This is a genomic window from Nesterenkonia aurantiaca, from assembly GCF_004364585.1.
GTDB lineage: Bacteria > Actinomycetota > Actinomycetes > Actinomycetales > Micrococcaceae > Nesterenkonia > Nesterenkonia aurantiaca.
Window position 1 is genome coordinate 20,494 of the sequence record NZ_SOAN01000003.1, and the last position, 24,171, is coordinate 44,664.

Annotated in this window: 22 protein-coding genes and 1 tRNA gene; 14 read left to right on the plus strand and 9 right to left on the minus strand. The window is 67.7% G+C overall.

Annotation, left to right across the window (positions count from 1 at the left end):
* The first annotated feature begins 123 nt into the window (after positions 1-123).
* Entirely contained in the window at positions 124-1,743 is a 1,620-nt protein-coding gene (locus tag EV640_RS04735; protein WP_036473792.1) for an SLC13 family permease, read from the plus strand.
* Between the two features lie 90 nt (positions 1,744-1,833).
* The gene (locus tag EV640_RS04740; protein ID WP_036473794.1) at positions 1,834-2,625 is read left to right on the plus strand and encodes a carbon-nitrogen hydrolase family protein; all 792 of its coding nucleotides are present in this window, start codon (positions 1,834-1,836) and stop codon (positions 2,623-2,625) included.
* An 83-nt stretch (positions 2,626-2,708) separates the two neighbouring features.
* Here EV640_RS04740 and EV640_RS04745 read toward each other — a convergent pair whose 3' ends face one another.
* Complete coding sequence (locus tag EV640_RS04745; protein ID WP_208292186.1) at positions 2,709-4,427, minus strand: flavin monoamine oxidase family protein; 1,719 nt, start codon at positions 4,425-4,427, stop codon at positions 2,709-2,711.
* 61 nt (positions 4,428-4,488) lie between these two features.
* Between EV640_RS04745 and EV640_RS04750 the strand changes: the two genes are divergently transcribed.
* The 4 genes from EV640_RS04750 to EV640_RS04765 all read left to right on the plus strand — a co-directional run bounded on the left by EV640_RS04750 (position 4,489) and on the right by EV640_RS04765 (position 9,618).
* A complete protein-coding gene (locus EV640_RS04750; protein WP_036473796.1) occupies positions 4,489-5,448 on the plus strand; it encodes an SDR family NAD(P)-dependent oxidoreductase in 960 nt (319 codons plus the stop codon).
* 44 nt (positions 5,449-5,492) lie between these two features.
* Positions 5,493-6,341, plus strand: coding sequence for an ABC transporter ATP-binding protein (locus EV640_RS04755; RefSeq protein ID WP_235180928.1), 849 nt, complete (start codon positions 5,493-5,495; stop codon positions 6,339-6,341).
* A 146-nt stretch (positions 6,342-6,487) separates the two neighbouring features.
* Positions 6,488-7,492, plus strand: coding sequence for an ABC transporter substrate-binding protein (locus EV640_RS04760; protein ID WP_133725952.1), 1,005 nt, complete (start codon positions 6,488-6,490; stop codon positions 7,490-7,492).
* Positions 7,492-9,618 (plus strand): iron ABC transporter permease, encoded by a 2,127-nt coding sequence (locus EV640_RS04765; RefSeq protein ID WP_243832230.1) that lies wholly within the window; start codon positions 7,492-7,494, stop codon positions 9,616-9,618. Before EV640_RS04760 ends, EV640_RS04765 begins: the two co-directional genes overlap by 1 nt.
* Before the next feature lie 69 nt (positions 9,619-9,687).
* On the opposite strand, the gene EV640_RS04770 is transcribed toward EV640_RS04765, so the two are convergent.
* On the minus strand, positions 9,688-11,091 hold the full coding sequence (locus tag EV640_RS04770; protein ID WP_243832231.1) for a phosphomannomutase/phosphoglucomutase: 1,404 nt from the start codon (positions 11,089-11,091) through the stop codon (positions 9,688-9,690).
* A 67-nt stretch (positions 11,092-11,158) separates the two neighbouring features.
* Between EV640_RS04770 and EV640_RS04775 the strand changes: the two genes are divergently transcribed.
* The 3 genes from EV640_RS04775 (at position 11,159) to EV640_RS04785 (ending at position 14,351) form a co-directional block, all read left to right on the plus strand.
* A complete protein-coding gene (locus EV640_RS04775) occupies positions 11,159-12,061 on the plus strand; it encodes a hypothetical protein (protein ID WP_133725954.1) in 903 nt (300 codons plus the stop codon).
* Positions 12,062-12,178: 117 nt separating this feature from the next.
* Positions 12,179-13,540, plus strand: a complete 1,362-nt coding sequence (locus EV640_RS04780; protein WP_243832232.1) for a hypothetical protein — start codon at positions 12,179-12,181, stop codon at positions 13,538-13,540.
* Between the two features lies 1 nt (position 13,541).
* Positions 13,542-14,351 (plus strand): DNA-formamidopyrimidine glycosylase family protein, encoded by an 810-nt coding sequence (locus EV640_RS04785; protein ID WP_133725955.1) that lies wholly within the window; start codon positions 13,542-13,544, stop codon positions 14,349-14,351.
* A gap of 59 nt (positions 14,352-14,410) precedes the next feature.
* Here EV640_RS04785 and EV640_RS04790 read toward each other — a convergent pair whose 3' ends face one another.
* The gene (locus EV640_RS04790) at positions 14,411-15,016 is read right to left on the minus strand and encodes a TetR family transcriptional regulator (protein ID WP_133725956.1); all 606 of its coding nucleotides are present in this window, start codon (positions 15,014-15,016) and stop codon (positions 14,411-14,413) included.
* Between the two features lie 174 nt (positions 15,017-15,190).
* On the opposite strand from EV640_RS04790, the gene EV640_RS04795 reads away from it, so the two are divergent.
* The gene (locus EV640_RS04795) at positions 15,191-16,597 is read left to right on the plus strand and encodes an MDR family MFS transporter (protein ID WP_133725957.1); all 1,407 of its coding nucleotides are present in this window, start codon (positions 15,191-15,193) and stop codon (positions 16,595-16,597) included.
* A 19-nt stretch (positions 16,598-16,616) separates the two neighbouring features.
* Here the strand turns inward: EV640_RS04795 and EV640_RS04800 are convergent, their stop codons facing one another.
* The 4 genes from EV640_RS04800 to EV640_RS04815 form a co-directional block, all read right to left on the minus strand.
* Positions 16,617-16,820: a hypervirulence associated TUDOR domain-containing protein gene (locus EV640_RS04800; protein ID WP_133725958.1), complete on the minus strand. Its 204-nt coding sequence runs from the start codon at positions 16,818-16,820 to the stop codon at positions 16,617-16,619.
* A 31-nt stretch (positions 16,821-16,851) separates the two neighbouring features.
* Positions 16,852-17,175, minus strand: a complete 324-nt coding sequence (locus EV640_RS04805) for a hypothetical protein (RefSeq protein WP_133725959.1) — start codon at positions 17,173-17,175, stop codon at positions 16,852-16,854.
* A gap of 101 nt (positions 17,176-17,276) precedes the next feature.
* The gene (locus EV640_RS04810; protein ID WP_133725960.1) at positions 17,277-18,518 is read right to left on the minus strand and encodes an MFS transporter; all 1,242 of its coding nucleotides are present in this window, start codon (positions 18,516-18,518) and stop codon (positions 17,277-17,279) included.
* A gap of 127 nt (positions 18,519-18,645) precedes the next feature.
* Positions 18,646-18,733, minus strand: a tRNA-Ser gene (locus EV640_RS04815).
* 102 nt (positions 18,734-18,835) lie between these two features.
* Between EV640_RS04815 and EV640_RS04820 the strand changes: the two genes are divergently transcribed.
* Together EV640_RS04820 and EV640_RS04825 are read left to right on the plus strand one after the other, a co-directional pair.
* Positions 18,836-19,825 carry an NAD(P)H-quinone oxidoreductase gene (locus tag EV640_RS04820; RefSeq protein ID WP_133725961.1) on the plus strand — a complete coding sequence of 330 codons (990 nt, stop codon included), beginning with the start codon at positions 18,836-18,838 and terminating at the stop codon, positions 19,823-19,825.
* Between the two features lie 119 nt (positions 19,826-19,944).
* Positions 19,945-20,373 carry a hypothetical protein gene (locus tag EV640_RS04825; RefSeq protein ID WP_341802705.1) on the plus strand — a complete coding sequence of 143 codons (429 nt, stop codon included), beginning with the start codon at positions 19,945-19,947 and terminating at the stop codon, positions 20,371-20,373.
* A gap of 37 nt (positions 20,374-20,410) precedes the next feature.
* On the opposite strand, the gene EV640_RS04830 is transcribed toward EV640_RS04825, so the two are convergent.
* Positions 20,411-20,857 (minus strand): NUDIX hydrolase, encoded by a 447-nt coding sequence (locus EV640_RS04830; protein WP_036473807.1) that lies wholly within the window; start codon positions 20,855-20,857, stop codon positions 20,411-20,413.
* 140 nt (positions 20,858-20,997) lie between these two features.
* On the opposite strand from EV640_RS04830, the gene EV640_RS04835 reads away from it, so the two are divergent.
* Positions 20,998-21,588, plus strand: a complete 591-nt coding sequence (locus EV640_RS04835) for a pentapeptide repeat-containing protein (protein WP_051500851.1) — start codon at positions 20,998-21,000, stop codon at positions 21,586-21,588.
* A gap of 17 nt (positions 21,589-21,605) precedes the next feature.
* Here EV640_RS04835 and EV640_RS04840 read toward each other — a convergent pair whose 3' ends face one another.
* A complete protein-coding gene (locus tag EV640_RS04840) occupies positions 21,606-22,733 on the minus strand; it encodes an ArsO family NAD(P)H-dependent flavin-containing monooxygenase (RefSeq protein WP_243832233.1) in 1,128 nt (375 codons plus the stop codon).
* A 108-nt stretch (positions 22,734-22,841) separates the two neighbouring features.
* Between EV640_RS04840 and EV640_RS04845 the strand changes: the two genes are divergently transcribed.
* Complete coding sequence (locus tag EV640_RS04845) at positions 22,842-24,170, plus strand: NAD(P)-binding domain-containing protein (RefSeq protein WP_036473811.1); 1,329 nt, start codon at positions 22,842-22,844, stop codon at positions 24,168-24,170.
* Position 24,171: the final 1 nt, after the last annotated feature.

Here is a 24,171-nt window from a genome sequence, read left to right on the forward strand (position 1 = left end):
GGCGAGACATTCCGGGTCCGGGGCCCTGGTCAGTCCCACTGGAGTGCCCTAGGTTATGATCCACACGTGAGACACGTCACTCCACCTGGTGGGCGGTCTCGGAACAAGGTGGGAGATGCAGCCATGAGCGATCAGTCCGGAGACGCGACGCCCGATCAGGCCCGACGCGAAGGCATCATCGACACCGGAGGCCCCACACGCCCACCGGCGAAGACCTGGGCCTTCCGAGCGCTTGGGATCGGGCTGGCCATCCTGGTCTGGGCGCTGCTCGGCGCCGCCGACATGTCCGCCGACGCGCGCCTGGTGGCCGGGGTCGCGGTGCTGATGGCCGTGTGGTGGATGACCGAATCGATGCCGCTCTCGGTCACCTCGCTGCTGCCGATCGTGCTCTTCCCGGTGCTCACCGCGCTGGAGGTCGCCGAGGTCACCGCGCCCTACGCGAACCCGATCGTGTTCCTCTTCCTCGGCGGCTTCCTGATCGCCATCGCGATGCAGAAATGGAACCTGCACCGCCGGATCGCGCTGCTGACGCTGCAACGGGTCGGCACGCACCCCCGGCAGATCATCCTCGGGATGATGATCGCCACCGCGTTCCTGTCCATGTGGGTCTCCAACACCGCGACCACCCTGATGATGCTGCCCATCGGCCTGAGCGTGCTGACCCTGGTGGTGGAGAACAGCCGCAACACCGGCACCCAGGCCGAGAGCGCCTCCCTGACCGAGGAGATCCGGTCGGGCAAGGCGATCAGCGACGTCATCGAGGACCGTGAGGTGCGGATCTTCGGCGTCGCCCTGGTGCTGGCGATCGCCTGGGCCGCCACCATCGGCGGGCTCGGCACCCTGCTGGGCTCCCCGCCCAATGCCATCGTGGCCGGCTACATCAGTGAGGAGCTCGGTGAGACCGTCGGGTTCGCCCAGTGGATGATCCTCGGGGTGCCGATCGTGGTCGTGTTCATCGGACTCTCCTGGCTGCTGATCACCCGGGTGATGTTCCGATTCCAGCTCGCGGAGATCCCCGGCGGCAAGAAGCTGATCAATGACGAGGTCTCCGCCCTGGGGCCGATGAGCCAGGGAGAGAAGGTCGTGCTCGGCGTATTCGTCCTCGCCGCCTTCTGCTGGATCGTGCCCGGAGTGCTCTCCGGCGTCGGTGACATCGGTGAACAGCTGCCCTGGCTGGAGCTCTTCGACGACACCGTGATCGCCATCGGCGCAGGCGTGCTGCTCTTCCTGATCCCCGGTGACAAGCGCGGCAACATGACCCTGCAGTGGAAGGACGCCGAGGAAGGTCTTCCCTGGGGTGTGCTGCTGCTCTTCGGCGGCGGCCTCTCACTCGCCGCGGCCGTGGCCAGCACCGGTCTCGATGCCTGGTTCGGTGAACAGGTCAGCGGCCTCGGCGCGCTGCCGATCGTGCTGCTGCTGGCCGTGGTGGTCACCATCGTGCTGCTGCTGACCGAGATCACCAGCAACACCGCCACCGCAGCCACCTTCATCCCGATCCTCGGCGGCGTGGCGGTGGGCATCGGGGTGGACCCGGTCACACTGCTGATCCCGGCTGCCCTGGCCGCGACCTGCGCGTTCATGCTCCCGGTGGGCACCCCTCCGAATGCCATCGTCTACGCCACCGGCTATGTGAAGATCACCGAGATGGTGCGCGGCGGTGTCGTGCTCAACGTCGTCGGGATCATCCTGATCACGATCTTCACCGTGCTCCTGGGACCGATAGCCTTCGGCATGGTGTTCTGACCAGCCTGACCCTCAGGAAGAGTGAGGTGCTGACCGGCTGATTCTGAAGGAGTCCGCCCAGCTGGGCATCGGTCAGGGGATACTGGTCCCATGCGAATCGCGCTGATGCAGCACACCGCCCGTCCGTTGGAGCCGCAGCACAACCTGGACCTGGTCGACGACGCCGCGGCTCGGGCGAGCGAGCAGGGGGCCCAGCTGCTGCTCACCCCGGAGCTCTTCGGCTTCGGCTACGTCCCGTCTCAGATCCGTGCCCAGGTCAGCGCGGAACAGGTCGACGCCGCGAGGTCCAGACTGCGCGGTATCGCCCGGGACCGCGGGATCGCGCTGGTGTGGTCGCTTCCCGGCCCTGAGGGGCCCGAGCGGCGCGGGATCACTGCCGAGCTCGCCGATGAACACGGAGAGGTGCTTGCCAGCTACCAGAAGGTCCAGCTCTACGGACCCGAGGAGAAGGCCGCCTTCGTCCCGGGCGAGCAGCCGCCGCCGGTGCTCAGCTGGGGCGGACGGCAGCTGAGCCTGCTGGTCTGCTACGACGTGGAGTTCCCCGAGATGGTCCGGGCCGCCGCAGCCCGCGGCGCCCAGCTGGTGCTGGTGCCCACCGCTCTGGCCGGGGACGAGACCTCGGTCCCGGGGATCCTGCTGCCCGCGCGCGCGGTGGAGAATGGGATCACCCTGGCCTATGCCAACCACTGCGGCCCGGAGGGCGGGCTGGTCTTCGACGGGGGCAGCGTCGTCGTCGGCCCGGCAGGGCAGCCGCTGGGGGAGCTGGGTGTGGAACCGGGTTTGCTGGTCGTGGACCTGCCGGACCAGAGCCAGGACGCAGGTTCCGACAGCGCGGACTACCTTCAGGATCGGCGCGCGGAGCTCCACCGGAACTGGCTGTAGCGGTCCCAAGCCGGCCACCGATTCCGGCCACCCAGTCGGGCCGCCCAGTCCGGGCGACCAGTCCAACCGTTCAGTCCGGCCGTTCAGTCCAGCCGGATCGGGGCCAGATCCGCCCAGACGTCACCCGGCCCGGGGTTCTGCGCCGCGGCGGACCCGCCCAGGTGGTGCAGCACCCCCCAGACCGCGTTCAGCGCGGTGGTCACCGCGCCGTCGGCCCAACCGGCGGTGAAGGAGATGTCGTCGCCGGCGAGGAACACCCCGCGCTGGTGCTCCGGCAGCTGCTCCTGGACGAAGTGCCCGAAGAGCCGCTCCTGGTAGCGGTAGTGCCCGGGCAGGTTGTTCTTGAAGGCGCCCATGAAATTTGGGTCGGCCTCCCAGGAGACCGTGATCGGCTCACCGACCATATGCGCCCCGATGTCCACCCCGGGGTAGATCTTCGCCAGTGAATGCAGCATCAGCCGGGTCCGCTCGGAGGCGTCCAGCGGGAGCCACTTCAGGGCGTCGTCGTTCCAGGTATAGCTGAGCAGGATCGCGGCAGGCCGGTCCGGGCCCTCATCCAGCAGGTAGGTGGCGCGGGGGAGCCGGTCGGTCAGCGTCATGGACATCACCGGGCGCCCGGTCTCCGGGTCGATGTCGCGCCAGAAGGGCCGGTCCACCATCACAAAGGTCTTGGAGGAGAGCATGTAGTGGCTCTTCTCGATCGCGGTCCACATCGAGGGAGCGAAGAGATTCTCATCGGTGTCGATCCGCGCCGAAAGCAGCCAGGACTGGCAGGTCACCACCGCGGCGGCGAACTCCTGGGTGCGGCCCCATTTCTCGGTGACCCGCACCCCGCCGCCGGGCAGCGCCGGGTTGCTGCCACGATGGATCCCGGAGACCGCACCTCGAGGGGCCCCGCCATGCAGAGATTCCAGCGAGGTTCCAGGGGACCAGTGGGCAAGCTGCTCGGGGCGGTGCTTCCACAGCTGGACCGGCAGCCGCTGGGCACCCCCGTCGATGCTGCGGTGGTGATCATCGGCGCCGGTGAACACCACGCGCAGCACCTCGAGGATCGAATTCGTGAAGTCGGTGTCCCAGCCCCCGCTGCCGAAGCCGACCTGTCCGAAGGCCTCCAGGTGCTCGAAGCTCAGATCCTGGAACGCCTGGCTGGAGGAGAGGAAGCCGTAGAAGGACTCATCGTCGAAGCGCTCCACCAGCTGGTTCCACAGCCGCTTCAGCGTATGAACATCGCGGGCGCAGATCGCCTGCTGCACCGCCTCCAGCTCGGCCTCCTCGGTGAGCGCGCGCTGCCAGGCCTGGGCCACCTCGGCGAAGAACGGCGGAAGGTGGCTGGCATCTTCGGCGTAGAACGCCTGACCCTTGAGCTCGATCACCGTGGAGGGGGCCGCCCCGGTGAGCGGATTCGGGAACTCCCGGGTCGGCAGATCCAGCAGATCCACGTAGTGATAGAACGCCTTGCCCGAGGTGGGGAAGCGCATCCCGCCCAGATCGGCCACCACCTCCGGGGCCGCGGCGAAGGACTGGGTCTTCAGTCGGCCGCCGATCTCCCCGGCCTCGAAGATCACCGGTTTGCACCCCAGCTTCATCAGCTCATAGGCGGCGACGACGCCGGCGAGCCCTGCCCCGATCACGGCCACCTCCGTGCCCTGGGCCTGTTCGGGGAGGCTGCCCAGCCCTGCCGGGTGCTCCAGGTAGTGGTCGTAGCTGAACGGGAAGTCGGGGTTGAGCATGGTCAGCGTGGGCTCCCCGGGGGCGGCGTCCGCCGGGTCCGGGGTCTCGGGCAGCGGGCTGGAGACTGTCATGGGTTCAGCTTATGGGTGCAGGATGGGGTTCATGTGACCCCGGGCTGGAAGGACCTTCGTCATGGCGCGCTTCATCTCTTCATCGAATTCTGCGTTCACCGCGACCAGCACCGCCGAGGAGGTGCTGGAGCGGGTCGATCTGCGAGGGAAGTCAGCGGTCGTGACCGGGGCATCCTCAGGGATCGGGATCGAGACTGCCCGAGCCCTGGCAGGGGCCGGTGCTCATGTGGTGCTCGCGGTCCGTGACGTGCCAGCCGGGCGCCGAGCCGCCGATGACATTCTCCGCACGCACCCGGCGGCGTCTCTCGACGTCCGGGGCCTGGACCTGGCGGATCTGGACTCGGTAGGTCGTTTCACGAGCGACTTCTCCGGTCCGCTGCATCTGCTGATCAACAACGCCGGCATCATGATGACTCCCGAGCTGCGCACCGCGCAGGGCTGGGAGCTTCAGTTCGCCACCAACCACCTGGGCCACTTCGCGCTCGCGCTGGGGCTGCATCCACGATTGCGCGCGGCCGGGGGCGGCAGGATCGTCTCGGTGAGCTCCAGCGGGCATGGCATGTCAGACATCCGCTATGAGGATCTCTTCTTCGACCGTGGAGCCTATGACCCCGGGCACGCCTACGGGCAGTCCAAGACTGCCAATGTGCTGTTCGCCGTGGAGGCCACCCGCCGATGGGCGCCGGAGCGCATCACGGCCAACGCCGTCATGCCCGGTGGGATCTGGACCAACCTGCAGCGCCACTGGGAGCCTCGGGCGCTCGCCGAAGCCAAGTCCTATGTCGAGCGCGCCGGTATAGCCATGAAGTCCCCGGCACAGGGGGCCGCGACATCGATCTTCGCCGCAGCCTCGCCCCTGCTCGAGGGGATCGGCGGGCTGTATCTGGAGGACTGCCAGGAGGCGGAGACGGTCCCGGAGATCGTCAATGGCACACATGGTGTGAGGGACTACGCGCTGGACCCGGAGAGCGCCGCAAGGCTCTGGGAGGTGTCCCGAGAACTGCTCCGCCAGAACTCTTGACGCAAAGTTAGGTGAACCTTCCCAGAAATTGCTAACATGCAGATGTGCCAATCAATCGAACGCCCGCCACGCTGCGGACAGAGTCTGTCTCGGTCTCCTACGGAGCCTCCCCGGTGGTGCACGACGCCAGCGTCGAGCTGCTCCCCGGCGGGGTCACCGCCCTGATCGGCCCCAATGGCAGCGGCAAGTCCACACTGCTGCGCGGCATCTGCCGACTCGCGCACACCACGGGGCGCGTGACCCTGGACGGCTCAGACAGTGCGGCGCTCTCGCCCAGGGCCTTCGCCAAGCGGCTCACCATCCTCGCCCAGCAGCGCCCCACCCCCGGCGGGCTGACCGTGTCCGAAGTGGTCGAACTCGGCCGACATCCCCACCGGAAGCGTTTCAGCCGCACGGACCAGGCCTGCGAGAAGGCCGTGGAACGAGCCATCGCACTGACGGGCCTCGAAGAGCTGCGGCATCGTCCGGTTGCGGAGCTCTCCGGCGGACAGCTCCAGCGGGTCTGGCTCGCCACCTGCCTGGCCCAAGAGACCGACGTGCTGCTGCTCGATGAGCCCACCACGTTCCTGGATCTCAAGCACCAGATGAGCCTGCTGGATCTGATCCATGATCTCGCCGACACCCACGGGCTGACCATCGGGGTGGTGCTGCACGATCTCGAGCAGGCCGCCGATATCGCCGACCGCGTCATCCTGGTCTCGGAAGGACGGATCACCGCCACCGGAACCCCCGCCGAGGTGATGACCGCCGAACGGCTCAGCGCCACCTTCGGAGTGGATATCCAGGTGGCCACGCTTCCTTTCGGCGGACTCGCGGTGCGCGCCCAGCGCTCCGGAAGGCGCCTGAGCGCCCGGGCCGAGGAGCTTGCAGAACCGGCGCTGCTCTCCGCCTGACCCTCTGCGCTATTTCCTCCCGGCCAATCCCTCCCCGCCGCATCCGCGCAGGTCGCGTCCTCGCCACACCTTGCCCTGTTTCACCCCTGCCTGACCCACAGTTTCCACACCTTGTTTGACCCTTACCGAAAGGAACTCTCTCCACCATGAACCTCTCTCCCCGCCTCGGCAGGACGTCTGCGGCCGCCGCCGTCGTCCTGATGGCGCTGACCGCCTGTGGCACCACCGATGTCGAAGACACCGAGGAGGACGCCGCGGCCGCGGACTCCGGCCCGGTCACCGTGACCGACTACCGCGGCGAAGAGATCACCCTGGACGCCCCGGCGCAACGCGTGGTCACCCTGGAATGGGCGCAGACGGAGAACGTCGAGATCCTCGGCGGCAACCAGGTCGGCGTGGCCGATCTTGAGGGCTACGGGATGTGGAACTCCGCAGCGCCGTTGGACGAGGACACCACCGACGTCGGGCTGCGCACCGAGCCGAGCCTGGAGGCCATCGGACAGGCCGATCCTGACCTGATCCTCGGCGTGGACGTCTCGGTCCCGGAGGGCCTGCTGGAGGATCTCGAGGAGATCGCTCCAGTGGTGCTGCAGCCCGGGGCGGACGCCTCGGACCCGCTGGGGAATATGGAGGACAACTTCCGGATGACCGCTGAGCTGCTCGGCGCCGAGGACCGCGCCGACGAGGTCTGGGCCGAGTTCGAGGAGACCCGCGACGCCGGTGCCGAGGCCATCGAGGCCGCCGGGGCAGCCGGCACTCCGTTTGTGCTGGTCTACCCGACCGTGGAGGGCAACACCGCGACCTTCCGGATGCACGGCCCAGGAGCCCTCGCGCAGACCCTCGGTGAGGAGATCGGCCTGGAATCGGCCTGGCAGGACGAAGGGGATGAGGCCTTCGCGATCAGCCAGTCCGACATCGAGGGTCTGACCGCGCTCGAGGATGACACGATCCTCTACTGGTGGACCGCCGAGACCGAGCCCGAGGATCCGTTCTCCGCGCTCGAGGACAACTCGGTCTGGACCTCACTGGGCTTCGTCGAGAATGAGGCCACCCACCCGGTGGAGGAGATCTGGATCTATGGCGGCCCCGCCTCGGCCGGTCAGTGGATCGACTACCTGGCCGATACCGCAGCCGAGACCGCCGGAGAGTAGTGACTGAACTGAAGAGTGCCGCCGAGGCGCCAAGGACGCTTCCCCGAGGCCCCGCCGGGTCCCCGGCGAAGGCGCGCGCCACCGCCCTGGGTGCGCTGGTCATCGGCGCCGGGCTGCTGGGGCTGCTCTCGATGATCCACCTGACCCAGGGGACCTCGGCCACCTCTCCCTGGGACCTGCTGGCGGCACTCTTCAGCTCCGACGACGGCGCCTCCGCTGCCCAGCTGCGCGCACTCGCGCTGGATTCGCGGCTGCCACGACTGGTGGGAGGGCTCGTGGTGGGCGCCGCACTCGGCATCGCCGGGTGCGCGCTGCAGGCGATGACGCGGAATCCGCTGGCCTCCCCGGACACTCTGGCGGTCAACGCGGGGGCGCATCTGGCGCTCACAGCGGCCGCAGCTTTCGGGATCTCGCTGCCGCTGCTGAGCTCCGCGGCGCTGGCCTTCCTCGGCGGAGGCGTGGCGGCCGGCGTCGTGCTGCTGCTCGCCGGGTTCTCCGAACATGCCCCGATCCGGCTGGTGCTCGCCGGGACCGTGGTGGCCATGGGGCTGGCCTCGGTGACCGCGGCGCTGCTGATGCTCTACGCCCAGTCCACCCAGGGGCTGTTCCTCTGGGGCGCCGGCACGTTGAACCTGGCCGGGCTCTCCGGGCTGCTGCCGCTGCTGCCGGTGGTGATCGCCGCGACCATCGGACTGGTGCTGCTCGCGCGCAGCACCGATGTGCTCTCCCTGGGTGCAGACGCCGCGCAGTCCATGGGCGTCAATGTGGCGCTCCTGCGCGCGGGCCTGCTGCTCTGCGCGGTGGCGCTCTCGGCGGCCGCGGTGACCATGGTGGGCCCGCTGGGCTTCGTGGGCCTCTGTGCCCCGGCGATCGTGCGGCTTCTCGCGACGCGGGTCAGCCGGCTGGGCCGCTTCACCTGGGCATTGAGCGCCTCCGCTCTGCTGGGTGCGCTCATCGTGATCGGCGCCGACGTCGCGGTCCGCGCCCTGGTCTTCGCCGTGGCCGGTCCGAACCTGGCCGTGGCCATCCCCACCGGCGTGGTCACCTCGCTGGTGGGTGCGGTGTTCCTGGTGGTCCTGGCGCTGCGGATGCGCAGCGCCGGCGGCAATCAGGAGATCTCCACGATGCCGCTGCCCCATGGGATCACCCTGAGCCGCCGGGTCACGCTCACGATCGGCGCCGCGGTGCTGCTGATGGTGCTCGCCGGGGTCGGCATGCTGCTGGGGGACTGGTGGCTGCGCCTCGGTGACGTCCAGCTGTGGCTCTCCGGGGAGGCCGCTCGTGCCATCGAGGTCACCCTAGACTTCCGCAGTCCCCGCGTCGCTGCAGCCGTGTTGGCCGGTGCGGTGCTCGCGATCGCCGGCGCGCTGGTGCAGACCGTGACCCGGAACCCGCTGGCGGACCCTGGCATCCTCGGCGTGGCCGCCTCCGGAGGCGCCGGCGCGGTGGTCGCGCTGATCCTGTTCAACACCTCCGCCTGGACCATGTCTGCCGGAGCGGCGGTGGGCGCGGTGCTCGCCGGGCTGGTGGTCTTCCTGCTCGCGGGGTCCCGAGGGAGCTCCCCGGAGAAGGTGGTGCTGGTCGGAATCGGAGTCATGACCGCCGCGCAGGCGATCACTCAGCTGCTGATCTCCTCCACGAACCCCTATAACCAGGCGATGGCGATCTCGTTCCTGGGCGGCTCCACCTTTGGGACCACCTGGAGCGATCTCACCCCGATCCTGCTGATGCTGCTGCTCTCCATCCCGGTGCTGATCTTTCTGCGCCGGGAGCTGGATCTGATCAGCATCGATGACCTGACCCCGCGGATCCTCGGGGTGCGACTCTCCGGTGTGCGCGCCACCGCGCTGATCATCGCGGTGCTGCTCTCTGCGGTGGCAGTGGTCGGCGTGGGCGTGATCAGCTTCGTGGGCCTGGCCGCCCCACATATGGCGCGGATGCTGGTGGGCCGGGAGCACCGCTGGTTCCTGCCGGTTGCCGCAATGTTGGGCGCGGTGCTGGTCTCAGTCTCGGACACCTTCGGGCGCACCGTGATCGCCCCGGACCAGCTGCCCGCCGGACTGGTGGTCGCGGTGCTGGGCCCGCCGTACCTGCTGTGGCTGCTGAAGCGCTCCACTCGGAGTTGACTGAGCTGCTTCACCCGCAGCTGAGCCCGGCAGCAGGTGCCGAGCTCAGCTGATGGTCGTGCGATCAGATCAGCTCTGCGTGACCAGTTCCAGGACCTCGTCGCGCACGGCTTCCATCTGCTCGGAGCTGTGCGCCTCCCCGTTGAACCGCAGGAACGGTTCGGTGTTGGAGGGGCGCAGGTTGAACCACCAGGTGCCATCGACGGCCCGGACGGTGAGTCCGTCCATGTGCGAGATCTCCGCGTCACGGTCGGTGAAGGCCGCCTCGACCCGCTCGGCGGCACCGGCCTTGTCCTCGACCTCGGAGTTGATCTCTCCGGAGGCCGAGTAGGGGTTGAACTCCGCGGCCAGCTCGCTCAAGGGCCGCTCCTGGCCACCCAGGGAGGCGAGCACGTGCATGGCGGCGAGCATGCCGGTGTCGGCGTTGAAGAACTCGCGGAAGTAATAGTGCGCGGAGTGCTCACCGCCGAAGATCGCCTGCTCCTCGGCCATGACGGCCTTGATGTAGGAGTGGCCCACGCGGGTCTCCACGGCGCGACCGCCGGCCTGTTCCACGACCTCGGGCACCGCGCGGGAAGTGATCAGGTTATGGATGACGACGGGGGTCTCTTCACCCTCGGCCTGGGCGCGGGTGATCTCGCGTCGGGCCACCAGGGCGGTCACCGCGGAGGGAGAGACGGGCTCGCCCAGCTCATCGATCACGAAGCAGCGGTCCGCGTCGCCGTCGAAGGCCAGACCGATGTCAGCGCCGGTATCGCGGACCTTGGCCTGCAGGTCGCGCAGGTTCTCCGACTCCAGCGGATTGGCCGGGTGGTTGGGGAAGCTGCCGTCGAGCTCGAAGAACAGCGGGGTGATCTCCAGCGGCAGTGCTGCCAGCAGGTCATCGCCGAGCACCGCGCCGGTGGTCAGCCCGGACATGCCGTTGGCGGCGTCGACGACGACCTTCAGCGGCCTGATCCCGGAGAGGTCCACCAGGGAGCGCAGGTACTCGGAGTACTGGGCCAGGATGTTGATCAGCTTCACCGAGCCGGGCTCGTCGACGGCGGGGATCTCCTCGGCGTCGAGGTAGGCCTGGGCGGCGTCGCGGATCTCTTCGAGCCCGGTCTCGGCGGAGAGTGGCACTGCTCCGGCCTTGGTCATCTTCATCCCGTTGTACTGCGCCGGGTTATGACTCGCGGTGAAGACCACGCCGGGGGCCTCCATGGTGCCTGAGGCGAAGTAGAGCATGTCCGTGGAGACCAGCCCCAATTGCGTCACATTCGCTCCGCGGGAATTGGCCCCCTGGGTGAAGGCCGCGGCGAAGTCAGCGGAGGAGGCCCGCATGTCACCGCCGACCAGCACGGTCTGTCCGGCGAGTCCGAGGACGTCGACGAAGGCGGCACCCACGGCTCGCACGGACTCTTCGGTGATGGTCTCGTCCACAAGTCCGCGGACGTCATATGCCTTGAATGAGGCTGAAAGATCAATAGTCACGTGGATTATCGTACGTGAGCAGGGTTCATCTAGCCCGCGCCCAGGAGAACCGACGTAGACTAGCAGTGTGGAAATACTGGTGGTCCTTGCAATCGGCGTCGTGCTGTTCCTGGGTATTCGCATGCTCATGCAGCGGCAGGCCCAGAAGCTCAACGATGGCATCAAGGTGGCTGTGACCCCGGAGAACGCGCGCAAAGCGGCGCTGGCGCTCTCGGACGAGCAACACCGCGAGCTCTACCGCGCCATCGGCGCAGAGGATGGCCGGCGTGCGCTGGCGATCTTCAAGCAGTCCACCGGCGCGCCGGTCAAAGACTGCATCATCGCGGTCCAGGCGTTGCATGCCTACCCCCAGCAGGCGCCCTCAGAGCTGCGCGTCGAAGACGAGATGACCGGCTCCGACGGCGGCGCGAGCGCCAACCCTGCGGAGCGCCGCGATCGCCCCGCAGCCGAGGATGAGGTCCTCGACGGGGAGCTGGTGGAGGACGCCATCGATGGAGTCCGCGAGGACGCAGACTCCTCCGAGCGTGACGCGTCCACCCAGGATCCAGCCAAGCCCATCGGCGAGGCCGATCCGCATACCGGCGAGATCCTCGGCGAGAACTCCCAGCAGATCCCGAACGTCCCCGGTGGCGACAAGCCCCACCGCGACGCCGACGCCCCTCACGACGTGGATGCCCGGGCCAAGCGACTGATGCAAGAGTCCGGGTTCAATCCCGAGGACGAGCTGACCATCCCGGAGGACTGGGATACCGAGGAAGAAGAGATGGCCGGCTTCCACCTCGAGGTCCAGCGCGGGGAGGAGAAGATCACGCTCTCCCACGACGATCTCGAGCCTTGGGTCCACGATCAGCTCTACGCGTTGCTGCGCGATGACCGGGTGGACCAGGCGGCAGAGCTGCTCTCGGCGCACTCCCCGCTGACCAAAGAGGAAGCCCGCAAGTTCCTCGTGGTCTTCAAGAACCAGACCTGATCTCAGGCGGTTCCTGCCCGATCAGCTCGTTTGGTTAAAAGTTTCGGAAAGATTCCACACCTGATTTGTGAATCCCTATAGGCTCGAGTGAATTCTCGCGTACGAAGGGGTATTCGAATGGTTCCGAAGACTTGGCATGAAGCCCGCCTGATTCCCACCTCTGGCATCGGCAGTCCGATCGAGCAGGAACGACGAGCTACTTCCGCCCTGCTTGCAGTCATCAGCGCTGTCGACGAGTTCGGCCGTGCATTGTTGAAGCCCTGTGGCGCTCCTGCCGGCCACGTCGAGACCTACGTGGAAGTCCCCTTTGACCTCGGGAAGAAGTCCCTGCGCCCGGATGGGGTGATACGAGTGTCCCGGGGCAAGCGAGAATGGACCGCACTCGTCGAGGTGAAGACCTCGTCCAACCACCTCGAAGTGGAGCAGGTCGAGAACTACCTCGACCTGGCCAAGGACAACGGCTACGACGCCGTCATCACCATCTCCAACGAGATTCCGCCCGTGATGGGAAGCCACCCGCTGGTGCTCGACAAGCGCAAGGTCAAGAGCGTGCCGGTGTACCACTTTTCATGGGTGCGGATTGTCTCCATCGCCTTGATGCAGAAAGAAGTTCACGGAGTCCAAGACCCGGATCAAGCCTGGATTCTCGGTGAGCTCATTCGGTACTTGGAACATGATAATTCTGGAGCGCTGGCGTTCACTGACATGGGTTCGTCGTGGACCAAGGTTCGGGAAGACGCGAGAAAAGGTGTGCTGCGCAAGACTGATCCTGACGTGGTGGATGTGGCCACGAAGTTTGATGCGCTCATTCGGTACACCTGTCTCAGGCTGGGGCAGAAGTTGGGCACAGAGGTCTTCCCGCAGCTTCCCCGGCGACAGTTGCAGAACCCCAAGGAGCGGACGGCAGAACTCGTCGAAGAGCTGGTGGCGGACAGTTGCCTGGCCGCGAAGATTCGCATCCCGGACACGGTGGCCGACCTCGAGGTGAAATGTGATCTTCGAGGTCAACAGATTCACATCTCGGTGACCGTGCCCGCTTCAGGTCACGCGCGCAGTGAGACCCGAGTGCGGTGGCTCATGCGGCAGCTCTCCGATGACCTGGAGAACGTCGTTATCGAGGCGAGTGGTCGAGGTCGAAAACTGGCCGCTCCCATCAGTGAGATTCGTGCGGATGAGAAGGTGTTGGCCCCGGAAACCGACAAAGAGATCAGCCGCTTCAAGATCACGCATATCTACCCAATGGGTGTCGCAAAGTCCACACGGGCGAAGTCATCGTTCATCGATTCCGTGGGTACCTCGATTGATGACTTCTACGGACGAGTGCTTCAACGGTTGAAGCCGTGGACGCCGCCGGCACCGAAGCTCCGCGCCAAGCCAGAAGAGCGGATGCAGGATGACCAGTACGCCTCCACGGACCTCTCCTCGATGGATTCCAGCGAACCCGTGACGGCATCAGTGGCGCCCGCGACGGAGACCTGACGTGCCTGAGGGAGATACCGTGTTCCGGCAGGCGGCCGCGCTGCACGCCGCCCTCGCCGGCAAGGTGCTGACGGCCAGCGACTTCCGGGTTCCGAAGCATGCCACGGCCGATCTCTCCGGCCGGACCGTGGAGCAGGTGATCGCCCGGGGCAAGCACCTGGTGATGCGGTTCGGTGATCTCACGGTGCACTCCCACCTGAAGATGGAGGGGACCTGGCACGTCTATCTCCGCGACGCTGCGGGCGCGCGACCTCGTTGGCGTCGTCCGGCCCATACGGCGCGCTGTGTGCTGCGCACCCAGGACCAGGAAGCTGTGGGCTTTTCACTGGGAGAGCTGAACATCCTCTCCGCGGCCGAGGAGCAGGAGAAGCTCGCCCACCTGGGCCCTGATCTCCTCGGACCGGACTGGGATCCCGCCGAGGCGACCCGTCGGCTGCTGTCGGTGCCACAACGCAGCATCGGAGTGGCCCTGCTGGATCAGAGCAACCTGGCCGGCGTGGGCAACGTCTTCCGCAGCGAGATCTGTTTCCTGGCAGGGATCCTGCCCAGTCGTCCCGTGGCGGAGGTGGCGAACCTCGCGCGGGTGATCGAGCTCAGCGAGAAGCTGCTGACGGTGAATCGGCTGCGGATCCGGCGATGCACCACCGCCAACCCCACCTCGGGGCCGCCGTATTGGGTCTACGGGCGCGGCGGCAAGCCCTGCATGCGCTGTGGGACCCGGTTGCGCAAGAGTGAGCTCGGCGAGGCCGAGCTGCGCAAAGCCGCCGTGGAAGATCGCGTGATCTACTTCTGCCCGTCCTGCCAGAGGTGATCGCGCTGGGACCCGCGTGTCCCAGAACGCCGGCTCCCTAGAACCCGACAGCCCCAGATTCAGGACTGCGCGGAATCGGCATTCGGCACAGTCGCGAACGCGATGTCCAGAGCTTCGAGCATCTCGATATCACCCTCGTGCTCGGCCCAGTGCGAGAACGCGGTGTCGAAGCAGGTCAGCGCGGTGTAGACCAGCACCCGCGCGCGCAGATCGCGCCAGGCCGCCTGCCCCTGAATCGCCGGGGCCAGCGTCGGGATCAAGGACTGAGCCAGGTTCATCTGTTGTTCGAGGTGTCCGGCGCGCAGCGAGTCACTGGTGTTGACCACGCGCAGCAGTCGGGACCAGCGGCCGCGCTCGGTGCGGATGTTCTCCGCGACGTGGCGCAGCGTCTGGTGCAGCGATTCCCAGGGGCCCAGTCGGGTGAGGTGGTCCTGAAGCAGCGCGGGCAGGTCGCCGCTGGTCGGCGGCAGGTCCCCGAAGAGCACCTCCTCCTTGGTGCCGAAGTAGCGATAGAAGGTCCGCGGTGAGATGCCCGCGGTGGAGGCGATGTCATCGACGGGAGTCTCGTCGTAGCCGCGCTCCTCGAAGAGTCGCAGGGCGACATCCGCCAGCTCTCCGCGCAGGGCCCCGCGCGCCCGCTCCCTGATACCGATCGATTCACCCATGTGTCCAGTCTAACTGTCGGTTCTGGCAGACTCTGCCACGATAGTCATATAGTGTCTCTGCGTGGGGCTTCCCCTCTCCGCGCCGGTCCCTCGCGTGGTTTTCTTCCAAGGAGTTCAACAGTGTCTCTCAGCACAGCGGCCGAAACGCGGCCAGAAGTGATCGATCCTCGAGGCATGCGAGTCATCTGGCTGCTGCTGATCTCTGCATTCGTCGCAATCCTCAACGAAACAACCATGGGGATCGCGATCCCGCAGCTCAACGTGGAGCTGGGGATCGATCCCTCGCTGGGGCAGTGGCTGACCAGCGCGTTCATGCTGACCATGGCGGTCGTCATCCCGGTCACCGGCCTGGTCCTGCAGCGATTCAGCACCCGCGGCGTCTACCTGACGGCGATGACCCTGTTCACCCTTGGGACGCTGATATGCCTCCTCGCCCCCGGATTCAGCGTGCTGCTGCTGGGACGGATCGTGCAGGCCTCAGGCACCGCGATCATGATGCCGCTGCTGATGACCACCGTGATGAACGTGGTTCCCGAGCACTCTCGCGGCCGGATCATGGGCCGGGCCGGCATCGTGATGGCGCTGGCCCCCGCCATCGGTCCCACCGTCTCGGGTCTGATCCTAGACTCGTTGAACTGGCGCTGGATCTTCGGGCTGATTCTGCCCATTGCAGTGATCGCGCTGCTGATCGGCGCGAAGTGGATGCTGAACCTGGGGGAGTCGCAGTACAAGCGCATCGACGTGGCCTCGGTCATTCTCTCCGCCCTGGGCTTCGGCGGCGCGGTCTTCGCGCTGAGCCAGCTCGGCAGCGCACACGGCACCGAGTCCGCAGACACCCCGACCAGCGTGATTGCGCTGATGCTCGTCGCCGCCGTGGTGTCCCTCGCGCTGTTCGTGTGGCGCCAGCTTCGGCTGCAGCGCCGCGAGCAGGCGCTGCTGGACCTGCGGGTGTTCCGCTCGGTGAACTTCACGATGGCGGTCGTGGTGATGACGATCCTCGCGCTGGCGATGTTCGGCAGCCTCACGCTGCTGCCGCTCTACCTGCAGAACGTTGTCGGCCTCTCGGCCACCCAGGCGGGACTGATCGTTCTGCCGGGCTCCGTGGTGATGGGCATCCTGGGCCCCATCGTGGGACGCATCTACGACGCCCGCGGCCCACGGCCGCTGCTGATTCCGGGCACCATGCTGGTCTCGGCCGGGCTCTGGTCCTACAGCCTGGTGGGTGAGAACACCCCGGTCGCGCTGCTGGCCAGCATCCAGATCGCGATGTCCATCGGCCTGGCGATGTCCTTCACCCCGCTGTTCTCAGCCTCGCTGAGCTCGCTGCGGCCCAGCCTGTACTCCCACGGCTCCGCGGTGCTGAACACTCTGCAACAGGTGGGTGGCGCCGTCGGCGTGGCATTGCTGATCACCACGATGTCCCGAGTCGCGGCTCAGGAATCGGGCTCGCTCGGGGAGATCGCGGCGCAGGCCTCCGGTGCGCAGTCGGCGTTCATGATCGCCGGGATCGTGTCGCTGGCGGCCGTGGTCGGTGCGTTCTTCGTGCGGTCTCCGTCGCGTATCGCGCAGCAGCAGCGCTGATACAGGCAGGGCGTCACGGTCAGCGTTTATCCAGCGCCTTCTCATGGTGCGCGGCCTCGGCGCCGGTCTTCTCGGACTCCACCAGGTAGACCGGGTCCTCCGCGGAGGCCCGGAAGGTCTGCCCCTGGAACTCCAGGTCCTTGCTGTGCTTGCTCGTCACGGTCCCGTGGGTCTTGCCCTGCGGGGTGTTCCAGGAGACCTTATCGCCCTTGCTGAATGCCATGGTGGTGCCTGCTCTCTGCTGCGGTGGAGGATCAGTCGGCGTCGTCGAACTTCTCCCGGTTGGCCCAGGTCTCACCGGGGTCCCCACCCCAGGCGTCCCAGGCGACCCGGCCGGGGCTGGGGTAGCCGTCCTGTCCGTGGTGGAAGCCCTCGGCTTCGCGGTCCACGGTATGCCGGGCGAAGTACTGGCGCATCTTGTGGATGTGCTCCAGCGGCACCTCGGAGCGCTCGGCGAGCTCTTCGGCCCGGTGGCGTCCGGTGTCGGTGAAGCCCTTGCCGGCCTTGCCCTCGTCGATCCAGCTCAGGGCGCGCTGGGCGGCGTGCGCGACGTCCTGCGGGGGAGTGTGGCCGGTCATGGGGAACCTCCTGGGTAGGGTCTGTTCTGGTGTCACTGTACTGGTCTGGCGAACCTGCTCAACAACCTCCGGGTGCCCTGCCCCGAGAGCAGGTTCCCCGGTCAGGCGCTGCCAGGCCGACGGCGGCGGCTGACCAGGATCACGGCCAGCAGCGTGGAGAGCAGGTAGACCACTCCGACCGCCATCCAGCCCAGCGTGAAGCCGCCGCCGGAGCTGATCAGCAGACCCATGCCCAGCGGGCCGATCGCGAACCCGGCGAACATCCCGGCGGTGACCACCCCGGAAGAGGAGGCCATCTTCGCCGAGGGGATGCTGCGCAGCAGCACGCTCATCAGCACCACCGAGACCCCGAGCGCCGAGGCGCCGTGGAGCACCACCGCGGTCCAGAGCAGCGCAGCCCAGCCGGTGGCGTCGGCGCCGAGGAAGGCGCCCACGCCGGCCAACGCGGTCAGCGCCAGGATCAGCAGAAGCAGCGGCCCGGAGGTGCCTCGGGCCATCACCCGAGCCCAGCCGATCCGAGCGGTCACCCCGACCACGCCGGCGACGGCGGCCGTGGCGCCGCCGAGGATCAGTGAGAAATCGAGCTCGCGGACCGCGAAGAGCGGCAGATAGACGTTGGTGGCCTGCACGCCGATCCCGTTGAGGCAGCCGAACGCGGCCAGCGCCCAGACGGCGGCCGAGTGCCCGCGGGGTGCGGCGGGGGACTCTGCGGAGGCGTCGGAGCTGCCGGAGGTCGAACCCTCTGAGCTTGGCCTGGCCTCGCGGGTGGGGTGCAGCAGCGGGACGGTGCGCAGAATGCGCCAGGTGAGGAGCAGCAGCAGCAGCGGCAGCAGGGCCGTGAGCAGGGCTGTGCCGCGCCAGCCGACCAGCACCGCGAGCAGCGGAAAGCTCAGGCTGGCCACCAGCTGGCTGACCTGGACTCCGGACTGCTTGACCCCGACCCAGCCGATGCGCTTGCTCGCCGGGACCCGTTCGAGCAGGATCCGGTTGGTGACCCCGTTGGTGAAGGACTGGGCGACACCGGAGAGGCCGGCGGCGATGAGGAGCACCAGATATCCGCCGGGGACCCCGGCGAGGCCCAGGGCAAGGGCGGCGATCAGAAAGACAGCTGTCATGAGCGTGAGATCGGAGCGCCGATCGGCGAGTCGGCCCAACGTGGCGTTGCCGACCGCGGCGCAGGCGAAACAGACGGTGGCCAGCAGTCCGAACTGCGCCTCGCTGATCCCGAGGTCGGTGATGATCGCTTCGCTGGTGGCGCTGAGCCCGTAGAGCAGCAGCGGGCCTGCAGCCACGGCGCCGAGCAGGATGCTCAGCAGTCCAGGCCCCGCCGATTCCTTGCGCATCCACACCTCCGCTTCACCACCGGTGTCCGCGTGGTCGGGGCGGAAGAAGACCGTTCTGAACTGCTGCAGCCACCCGCCACAGTGACCGATGTGGGGCCCCGGCTGCGGGACCCCACATCTCATAGAGCGGAGCGCGTGGGATTCGAACCCACGGTGCGGGGTTGCCGCACACTGGTTTTCAAGACCAGCTCCTTCGGCCGCTCGGACAGCGCTCCTGGGCTTTTCAGCCGGCGTGGAGCTCTCCGGTGTTTCGTGGAAAACTCCAGACACAGACTATACGTGAGTCGCAGAGACGGATCGAGTTGAGGAGCGCGAGCATGAGAGCAGTGCACTACACCGAGGCCGGAGGACCGGAGGTCATCGCCCTCGCGGACCAGGCAGACCCCACACCCGCAGAGGGGCAGGTGCTGATCGAGGTCGCCGCCGCAGGACTGAACCGTGCCGATGTGATGCAGCGCCTCGGGGCGTATCCGCCGCCGATGGGCGCCTCGGAGATTCCCGGGCTGGAAGTCTCAGGCCGAGTCCTCGCGGCAGGTCCCGGTGCGGACGTGGCCGTGCAGGAGCTGATCGGCAAGGAGGTCGTGGCGCTGCTGGCCGGAGGTGGCTACGCCGAGAAGGTGGTCGTCGATGCCCGCCACGTGCTGCCGATCCCGGCAGGGGTCAGCCTGACCGATGCCGCCGGTCTCATCGAGGTGGCGGCCACCGTGCATTCGAATCTGCGCGGGGAGGCTCAGGTGCAGCCCGGGGACAGCGTGTTGGTCCATGGCGGCACCGGAGGCATCGGATCCTTCGCGCTGCAGTACCTGCACGGGCTCGGGGCCAAGGTGCTGACCACGGTCGGTTCCGCGCAGAAGGCGAGCCTCGCCGTTGAACTCGGGGCAGATCACGTGATCAACTACCGCGAGGAGGACCTCGGTGGGCGGGTCCAGGAGCTCACCGAGGGTCGCGGGGTGGATGTGATCTTCGACGTCGTCGGGGCGAAGTACCTCGAGACGAACCTGCGCTCACTGGCCACCGCCGGGCGGCTGGTGATCATCGGGCTGCAGGGCGGGCGCACCGCCGAGCTGGACCTGGGCCTGATGTTGGCCAAGCGGCTGCGCATCATCGCCACCACGCTGCGCGCCCGCGAGGCCGAAGCCAAGGCCGAGATCGTCCAAGCCGTGGGGGAGGAGATCTGGCCGCTGATCGAATCCGGGCAGATCACGATCCAGACGGACAAGACCTTCCCGCTGGAACAGGCCGCCGCGGCGCATGAGTACTTCGACTCCGGCACCCACACCGGCAAGATCCTGCTCACCATGAAGTGACCCCCCTGCGTTGAGGGGCGGAATCTCCGAGTAGTTGGGGCGGTTTTCGGGCCCAACAAGTCGGAGAATCCGCCCCTCAAGATAGGGGGAGGGCGCGATTCGATAGACTTTTGCGCATCATGATGAAGCTCTTTCCCCGCCGCCGCCGCGCCCGTCGCCTCGACAAAGAGCTGGGCAAGGGACTGTGGCGTCAGGCCCATGACCGCTACGTCCGGGGTCTGGACCGGTATCACCAGGTCATCGACGGGGTGGCCGACGATGCGACCTACAGCCAGCTGGTGCTGATCGGCGACGAGCTGGCCGAGGCGCTGGACACCGTCTACGAGCTCTGCCGGAAGGCGCAGGTCAGCCACTTCAGCGATGGCCTCCAGGTGCCCGGCGGAGCCACCAAGCTGCATTCCTCGCTCTCCCGGGCGGCCAATCACCTGGCCACCACCGCCGAAGCCGCCGCAATGGTGCGGCTGGGCCACGGGGAGCTGGTGGCGGTGCGCCGCCGGGCCGACCAGGTCAGGGAGGCGCTCCGGGACGCCGCAGACGCGGCGGTCTGAGCGGGAGGTCGGATCAGCCGCGGGTCAGTGCGGTGGGTCAGTGCGAGGCGCTGCTCAGCAGTCCCGCGAAGCGGCGGCCGACGTCGACCAGCGAGACCCGGTGCAGACCGTCGATCTCCGCGTGGCTGAACCAGCGCACGGCGTCGGTGGATCCGTCCGGCTCCACGGTCAGGGAGCCGCCGGTGACCCGCGCCCGGTAGATGATGCGCAGATTCTGCAGCGCGGTCCCGCGTTCGCTCTCATGGATCCGACGATTCCCCGGGATGATGAAGTTATCGATGCCCAGCAGCTCCTGGACCTCGGCCTCGTAGCCTGATTCCTCGAAGACCTCTCGGACGACGCCGTCGGCCGGGTCCTCACCCGGGTCCAGCCCGCCACCGGGAAGAGTCCAGCCCTTGGCGGTGCCGCTGACATGCCAATGCGGCAGCAGCATCCGCCCATCGTGGTCCGTGATGACGGCATAGGCAGCTACTCGAAGGTCCATCTTGGCACTGTAACACCGGGCGATGTCCGCCCGCGGGGCTAGGCTGAGCCCGACTGAGAGGCAGGCAGATGCGACCGATTCAAGGCCCCAAACTCCGTTCGTTCCGAGGGGGTGACCTAGAGGCAGGCAGCGTCGAGGCGTTGGAGCGCACCGGGCAGGCGGACCGCATCCGCTTAGAGGATGCGGACCTCTCCGGGATGGATCTCTCCGGCGGCAGACTCACCGAATGCCTGCTGCGATCCGTGGCGCTCGCCGACACAGACTTCTCCGCGGCCTCGGTGTTGGAATCGAGCTGGGAGCGGGTGAACGCCCCACATCTGAAGGCCCCCCGATCCACCTGGCGGGACGTCTCGGTAGAGGGCAGCCGCTTCGGGGTCGCAGAACTCTACGATGCCGGGATCAGCGGGCTGGTGCTGCGCGGCTGCAAGCTGGACCTGGTGAATCTGCGCAATGCTGTCCTGGCGGATGTCTTGTTCGAACACTGCACCATCGCTGAGCTGGACATCTCCGGCGCCCGCGCCACTCGGGTGAAGTTCTCCGACTGCACCGTGGGTACGCTGGAGGTGCGAGACGCCCGACTGAAAGACGTCGACCTGCGCGGCGCCGCGCTGAGTCGGATCGTCGGGCTCGCCGGACTCAAGGGAGCGGTGATCAGTGAGGAACAGCTGGTGGAGCTGGCCCCCTCACTGGCGGATCACCTGGGCCTGGTGGTGTCCGACGCGCCCCGCTGACCCTCACGCCGCAGGCCTCAGGTGCCAGTGACAGCCCTGGCCGTGGCCTTGGCGAAGGGGCCCACCCCGACCAGGGTGGCCGACGCCGTGCCGGTCCAGTCCCCATAGCCCAGGAGGTAGAGCCGCGGGTCACCGATGACCTGGGTCTTGGAGGGTCCGCCGACCGGAACGTGGCCGTGGGCATCCCGCAGTCCAAGCGGCTGAAGGTGATGCAGCGCTGGGCGGAACCCGGTGCACCAGATGATGACGTCGGCATCCTGAGCGTCACCGTTCTCCCAGGCCACTCCGGAGGGGGTCAGGCGGTTGAACATCGGGCTGGCGCGCAGGGCGCCGCGGTCGCGCGCCTCGCGCACCGAGGGGATCATCACGATGTCGCCGAGTCCGGCCACCCCTGCGTGTTCCCGGCCCTGTTCCAGCGCCCGGATGCGGGCTGTGGCGGCGGCGAAGAGCGCCCGACCGTCGACGTCGTCGGGGAGAAACCTCGGCGGCCGGCTGCAGACCCACGTCGTCTCCGCCACGCTGGACACCTCGGCCAGTATCTGGGCGGCGGAGTTGCCTCCGCCGACGACGATCACTCGCCGGCCCTCGAAGTCCCGGGGGTGCACATAGTCCGCAGCGTGCAGCTGCCTCCCGGAGAAGCCCCGCATTCCGGGGTAGACCGGCCAGAAGGGCCGTTCCCAGGTCCCAGTCGTGGAGATCACGGTCTGCGCCGTCATCGAGAGATTCTCCCCGGTCAGGACCAACCGTCCCTGGGGGTCCTGGTCCTGGGTCCGCACTGCGGTGACCCGCCGGGGACGGAAGACCTTGAGGTCGTAGCGCTGCTCGTATCGGGTGAGGTAGTCCACGACGTGGGCGCGTGGCGGGTATCCGTGCTCGGACTCGTCCCAGGACGGCATCATCCACCCGGGCAGAGAGGAGGACGAGGACGGCGAGAACGTGCGCAGCCCTTCCCACATGCGGGGCCAGGCGCCACCGGGGCTCTCGGCGGCATCGAGGATCGCGAAGTCTTCACCTGGTGTGAGGCCGGCTCGGCGGAGATAGAAACCCGTGGCGAGCCCGGACTGGCCCCCACCGATGATCGCGATCGGCACATGTGCGGGTGGTTCGGAGGTGGTGTCAGGGGATGGTTCAACCTGGTCAGTCACTGGGCTCCGTTCTGGGTCACGCCCCATTCTGTCCAATACATTGACAGTTGTCGATGCGTGACCGAGAGTGGGTGTATCGAGGTTCATCAATGTAAGGAGCAGTGAACCATGAATGGTCTCCCCGTCGTAGTCATCGGTGCCGGCCCCCAGGGGATGGCGGCCGCAGCCCACCTGCTCGAGCATGGCCTCGAACCGCTGGTGCTGGAATCCGGATCGAACCCAGCTGCCGCCGTGTCCGAATGGGGACATGTGCGCTTGTTCTCGGCATGGCCCGAGCTGATCGATCAGGCCTCGGCGCGACTGCTCGGGCCCACTGGATGGACCGCACCCCAGGCGGGATACCCCACCGGAGCCGAATGGGTGCAGGACTATCTCTCCCCGTTGGCAGAGGCGCTGGGTGACCGTGTCCGCTGCGACGCGCGGGTCACGGCGGTCTCGCGCAAGGGCCGAGACCGTCTGGTCGACGCGGACCGGGCGGGCCAGCCGTTCACCGTGCACATCATCGACTCCGCCGGTGTGGAGTCCCGCGTACAGGCGCGTGCGGTCATCGACGCATCCGGGAACTGGCGGGTCCCGAACCCGGCGGGCGCAGATGGTGTGCCCGCCCTGGGCGAACGCGCGGCCGCAGACCTGATCCGCTACCAGGTGCCTGATCGGGCGGAGCCCGCCCGGTACGCCGGTAAGCATGTGGTGGTCATCGGTTCCGGGGACTCCGCCTTCAATGCTCTCCACGAGCTGACCCAGATCGCCGAGAAGCATCCCGGCACCCGAATCACCTGGGCGATCCGCCGAGTCGTCAGCGAGGGAACCTTCGGAGGAGGCGCAGCCGATGAGCTCCCGCAGCGCGGCGCCCTGGGCCAGCGCGCACAGCGGGCGGTGGAATCCGGTGCCGTGCAGCTGGTCACCGGCTTCCGGACCGCCGAGGTTCGACGCAGCGGCGAACAGGTGGTGCTGATCGATGAGGATGGCCGGGAACTGCCCGCTGCAGACGCGGTGGTGGCGCTCACCGGCTTCCGGCCGGACCTGTCCTTCCTCGCCGAGATGCGTCTCGATCTCGATCCGATTCTGGAGGCGCCGCGTCGTGTGGCGGCGGAGATCGACCCCAACGTGCACTCCTGTGGATCCGTGCAGGCCACCGGGGCCGCCGATCTGGCCCAGCCGGAATCGGATCTGTACCTCGTGGGTATGAAGTCCTATGGCCGAGCCCCGACCTTCCTGGCCCTCACCGGCTACGAGCAGGTGCGCAGCGTGGTCGCCGAGCTTGCCGGGGACCACGCTGCCGCGGCCCGGGTCGAGCTGGAGCTGCCCGACACCGGCGTCTGCGGCGGCGCAGGCGATTTCGACGCCCCTGAGAGCAGCGGTGGAGGCTGCTGCACTCCGGCGCCCGCCAAGGAGCCGCAGCTCATCTCGATCGGCCGAACCGCTGCCGGCACCTGAG

Bases quoted from the DNA above. Each gene is read 5' to 3' on its own strand.
- EV640_RS04830 (WP_036473807.1), bottom strand. From the start codon at position 20,857: ATGGACCTTCGAGTAGCTGCCTATGCCGTCATCACGGACCACGATGGG.
- EV640_RS04795 (WP_133725957.1), top strand. From the start codon at position 15,191: ATGCGAGTCATCTGGCTGCTGCTGATCTCTGCATTCGTCGCAATCCTC.
- EV640_RS04825 (WP_341802705.1), top strand. From the start codon at position 19,945: ATGATGAAGCTCTTTCCCCGCCGCCGCCGCGCCCGTCGCCTCGACAAA.
- EV640_RS04780 (WP_243832232.1), top strand. From the start codon at position 12,179: ATGGTTCCGAAGACTTGGCATGAAGCCCGCCTGATTCCCACCTCTGGC.
- EV640_RS04810 (WP_133725960.1), bottom strand. From the start codon at position 18,518: ATGCGCAAGGAATCGGCGGGGCCTGGACTGCTGAGCATCCTGCTCGGC.
- EV640_RS04740 (WP_036473794.1), top strand. From the start codon at position 1,834: ATGCGAATCGCGCTGATGCAGCACACCGCCCGTCCGTTGGAGCCGCAG.
- EV640_RS04820 (WP_133725961.1), top strand. From the start codon at position 18,836: ATGAGAGCAGTGCACTACACCGAGGCCGGAGGACCGGAGGTCATCGCC.
- EV640_RS04805 (WP_133725959.1), bottom strand. From the start codon at position 17,175: ATGACCGGCCACACTCCCCCGCAGGACGTCGCGCACGCCGCCCAGCGC.
- EV640_RS04845 (WP_036473811.1), top strand. From the start codon at position 22,842: ATGAATGGTCTCCCCGTCGTAGTCATCGGTGCCGGCCCCCAGGGGATG.
- EV640_RS04800 (WP_133725958.1), bottom strand. From the start codon at position 16,820: ATGGCATTCAGCAAGGGCGATAAGGTCTCCTGGAACACCCCGCAGGGC.
- EV640_RS04790 (WP_133725956.1), bottom strand. From the start codon at position 15,016: ATGGGTGAATCGATCGGTATCAGGGAGCGGGCGCGCGGGGCCCTGCGC.
- EV640_RS04760 (WP_133725952.1), top strand. From the start codon at position 6,488: ATGAACCTCTCTCCCCGCCTCGGCAGGACGTCTGCGGCCGCCGCCGTC.
- EV640_RS04745 (WP_208292186.1), bottom strand. From the start codon at position 4,427: ATGACAGTCTCCAGCCCGCTGCCCGAGACCCCGGACCCGGCGGACGCC.
- EV640_RS04735 (WP_036473792.1), top strand. From the start codon at position 124: ATGAGCGATCAGTCCGGAGACGCGACGCCCGATCAGGCCCGACGCGAA.
- EV640_RS04750 (WP_036473796.1), top strand. From the start codon at position 4,489: ATGGCGCGCTTCATCTCTTCATCGAATTCTGCGTTCACCGCGACCAGC.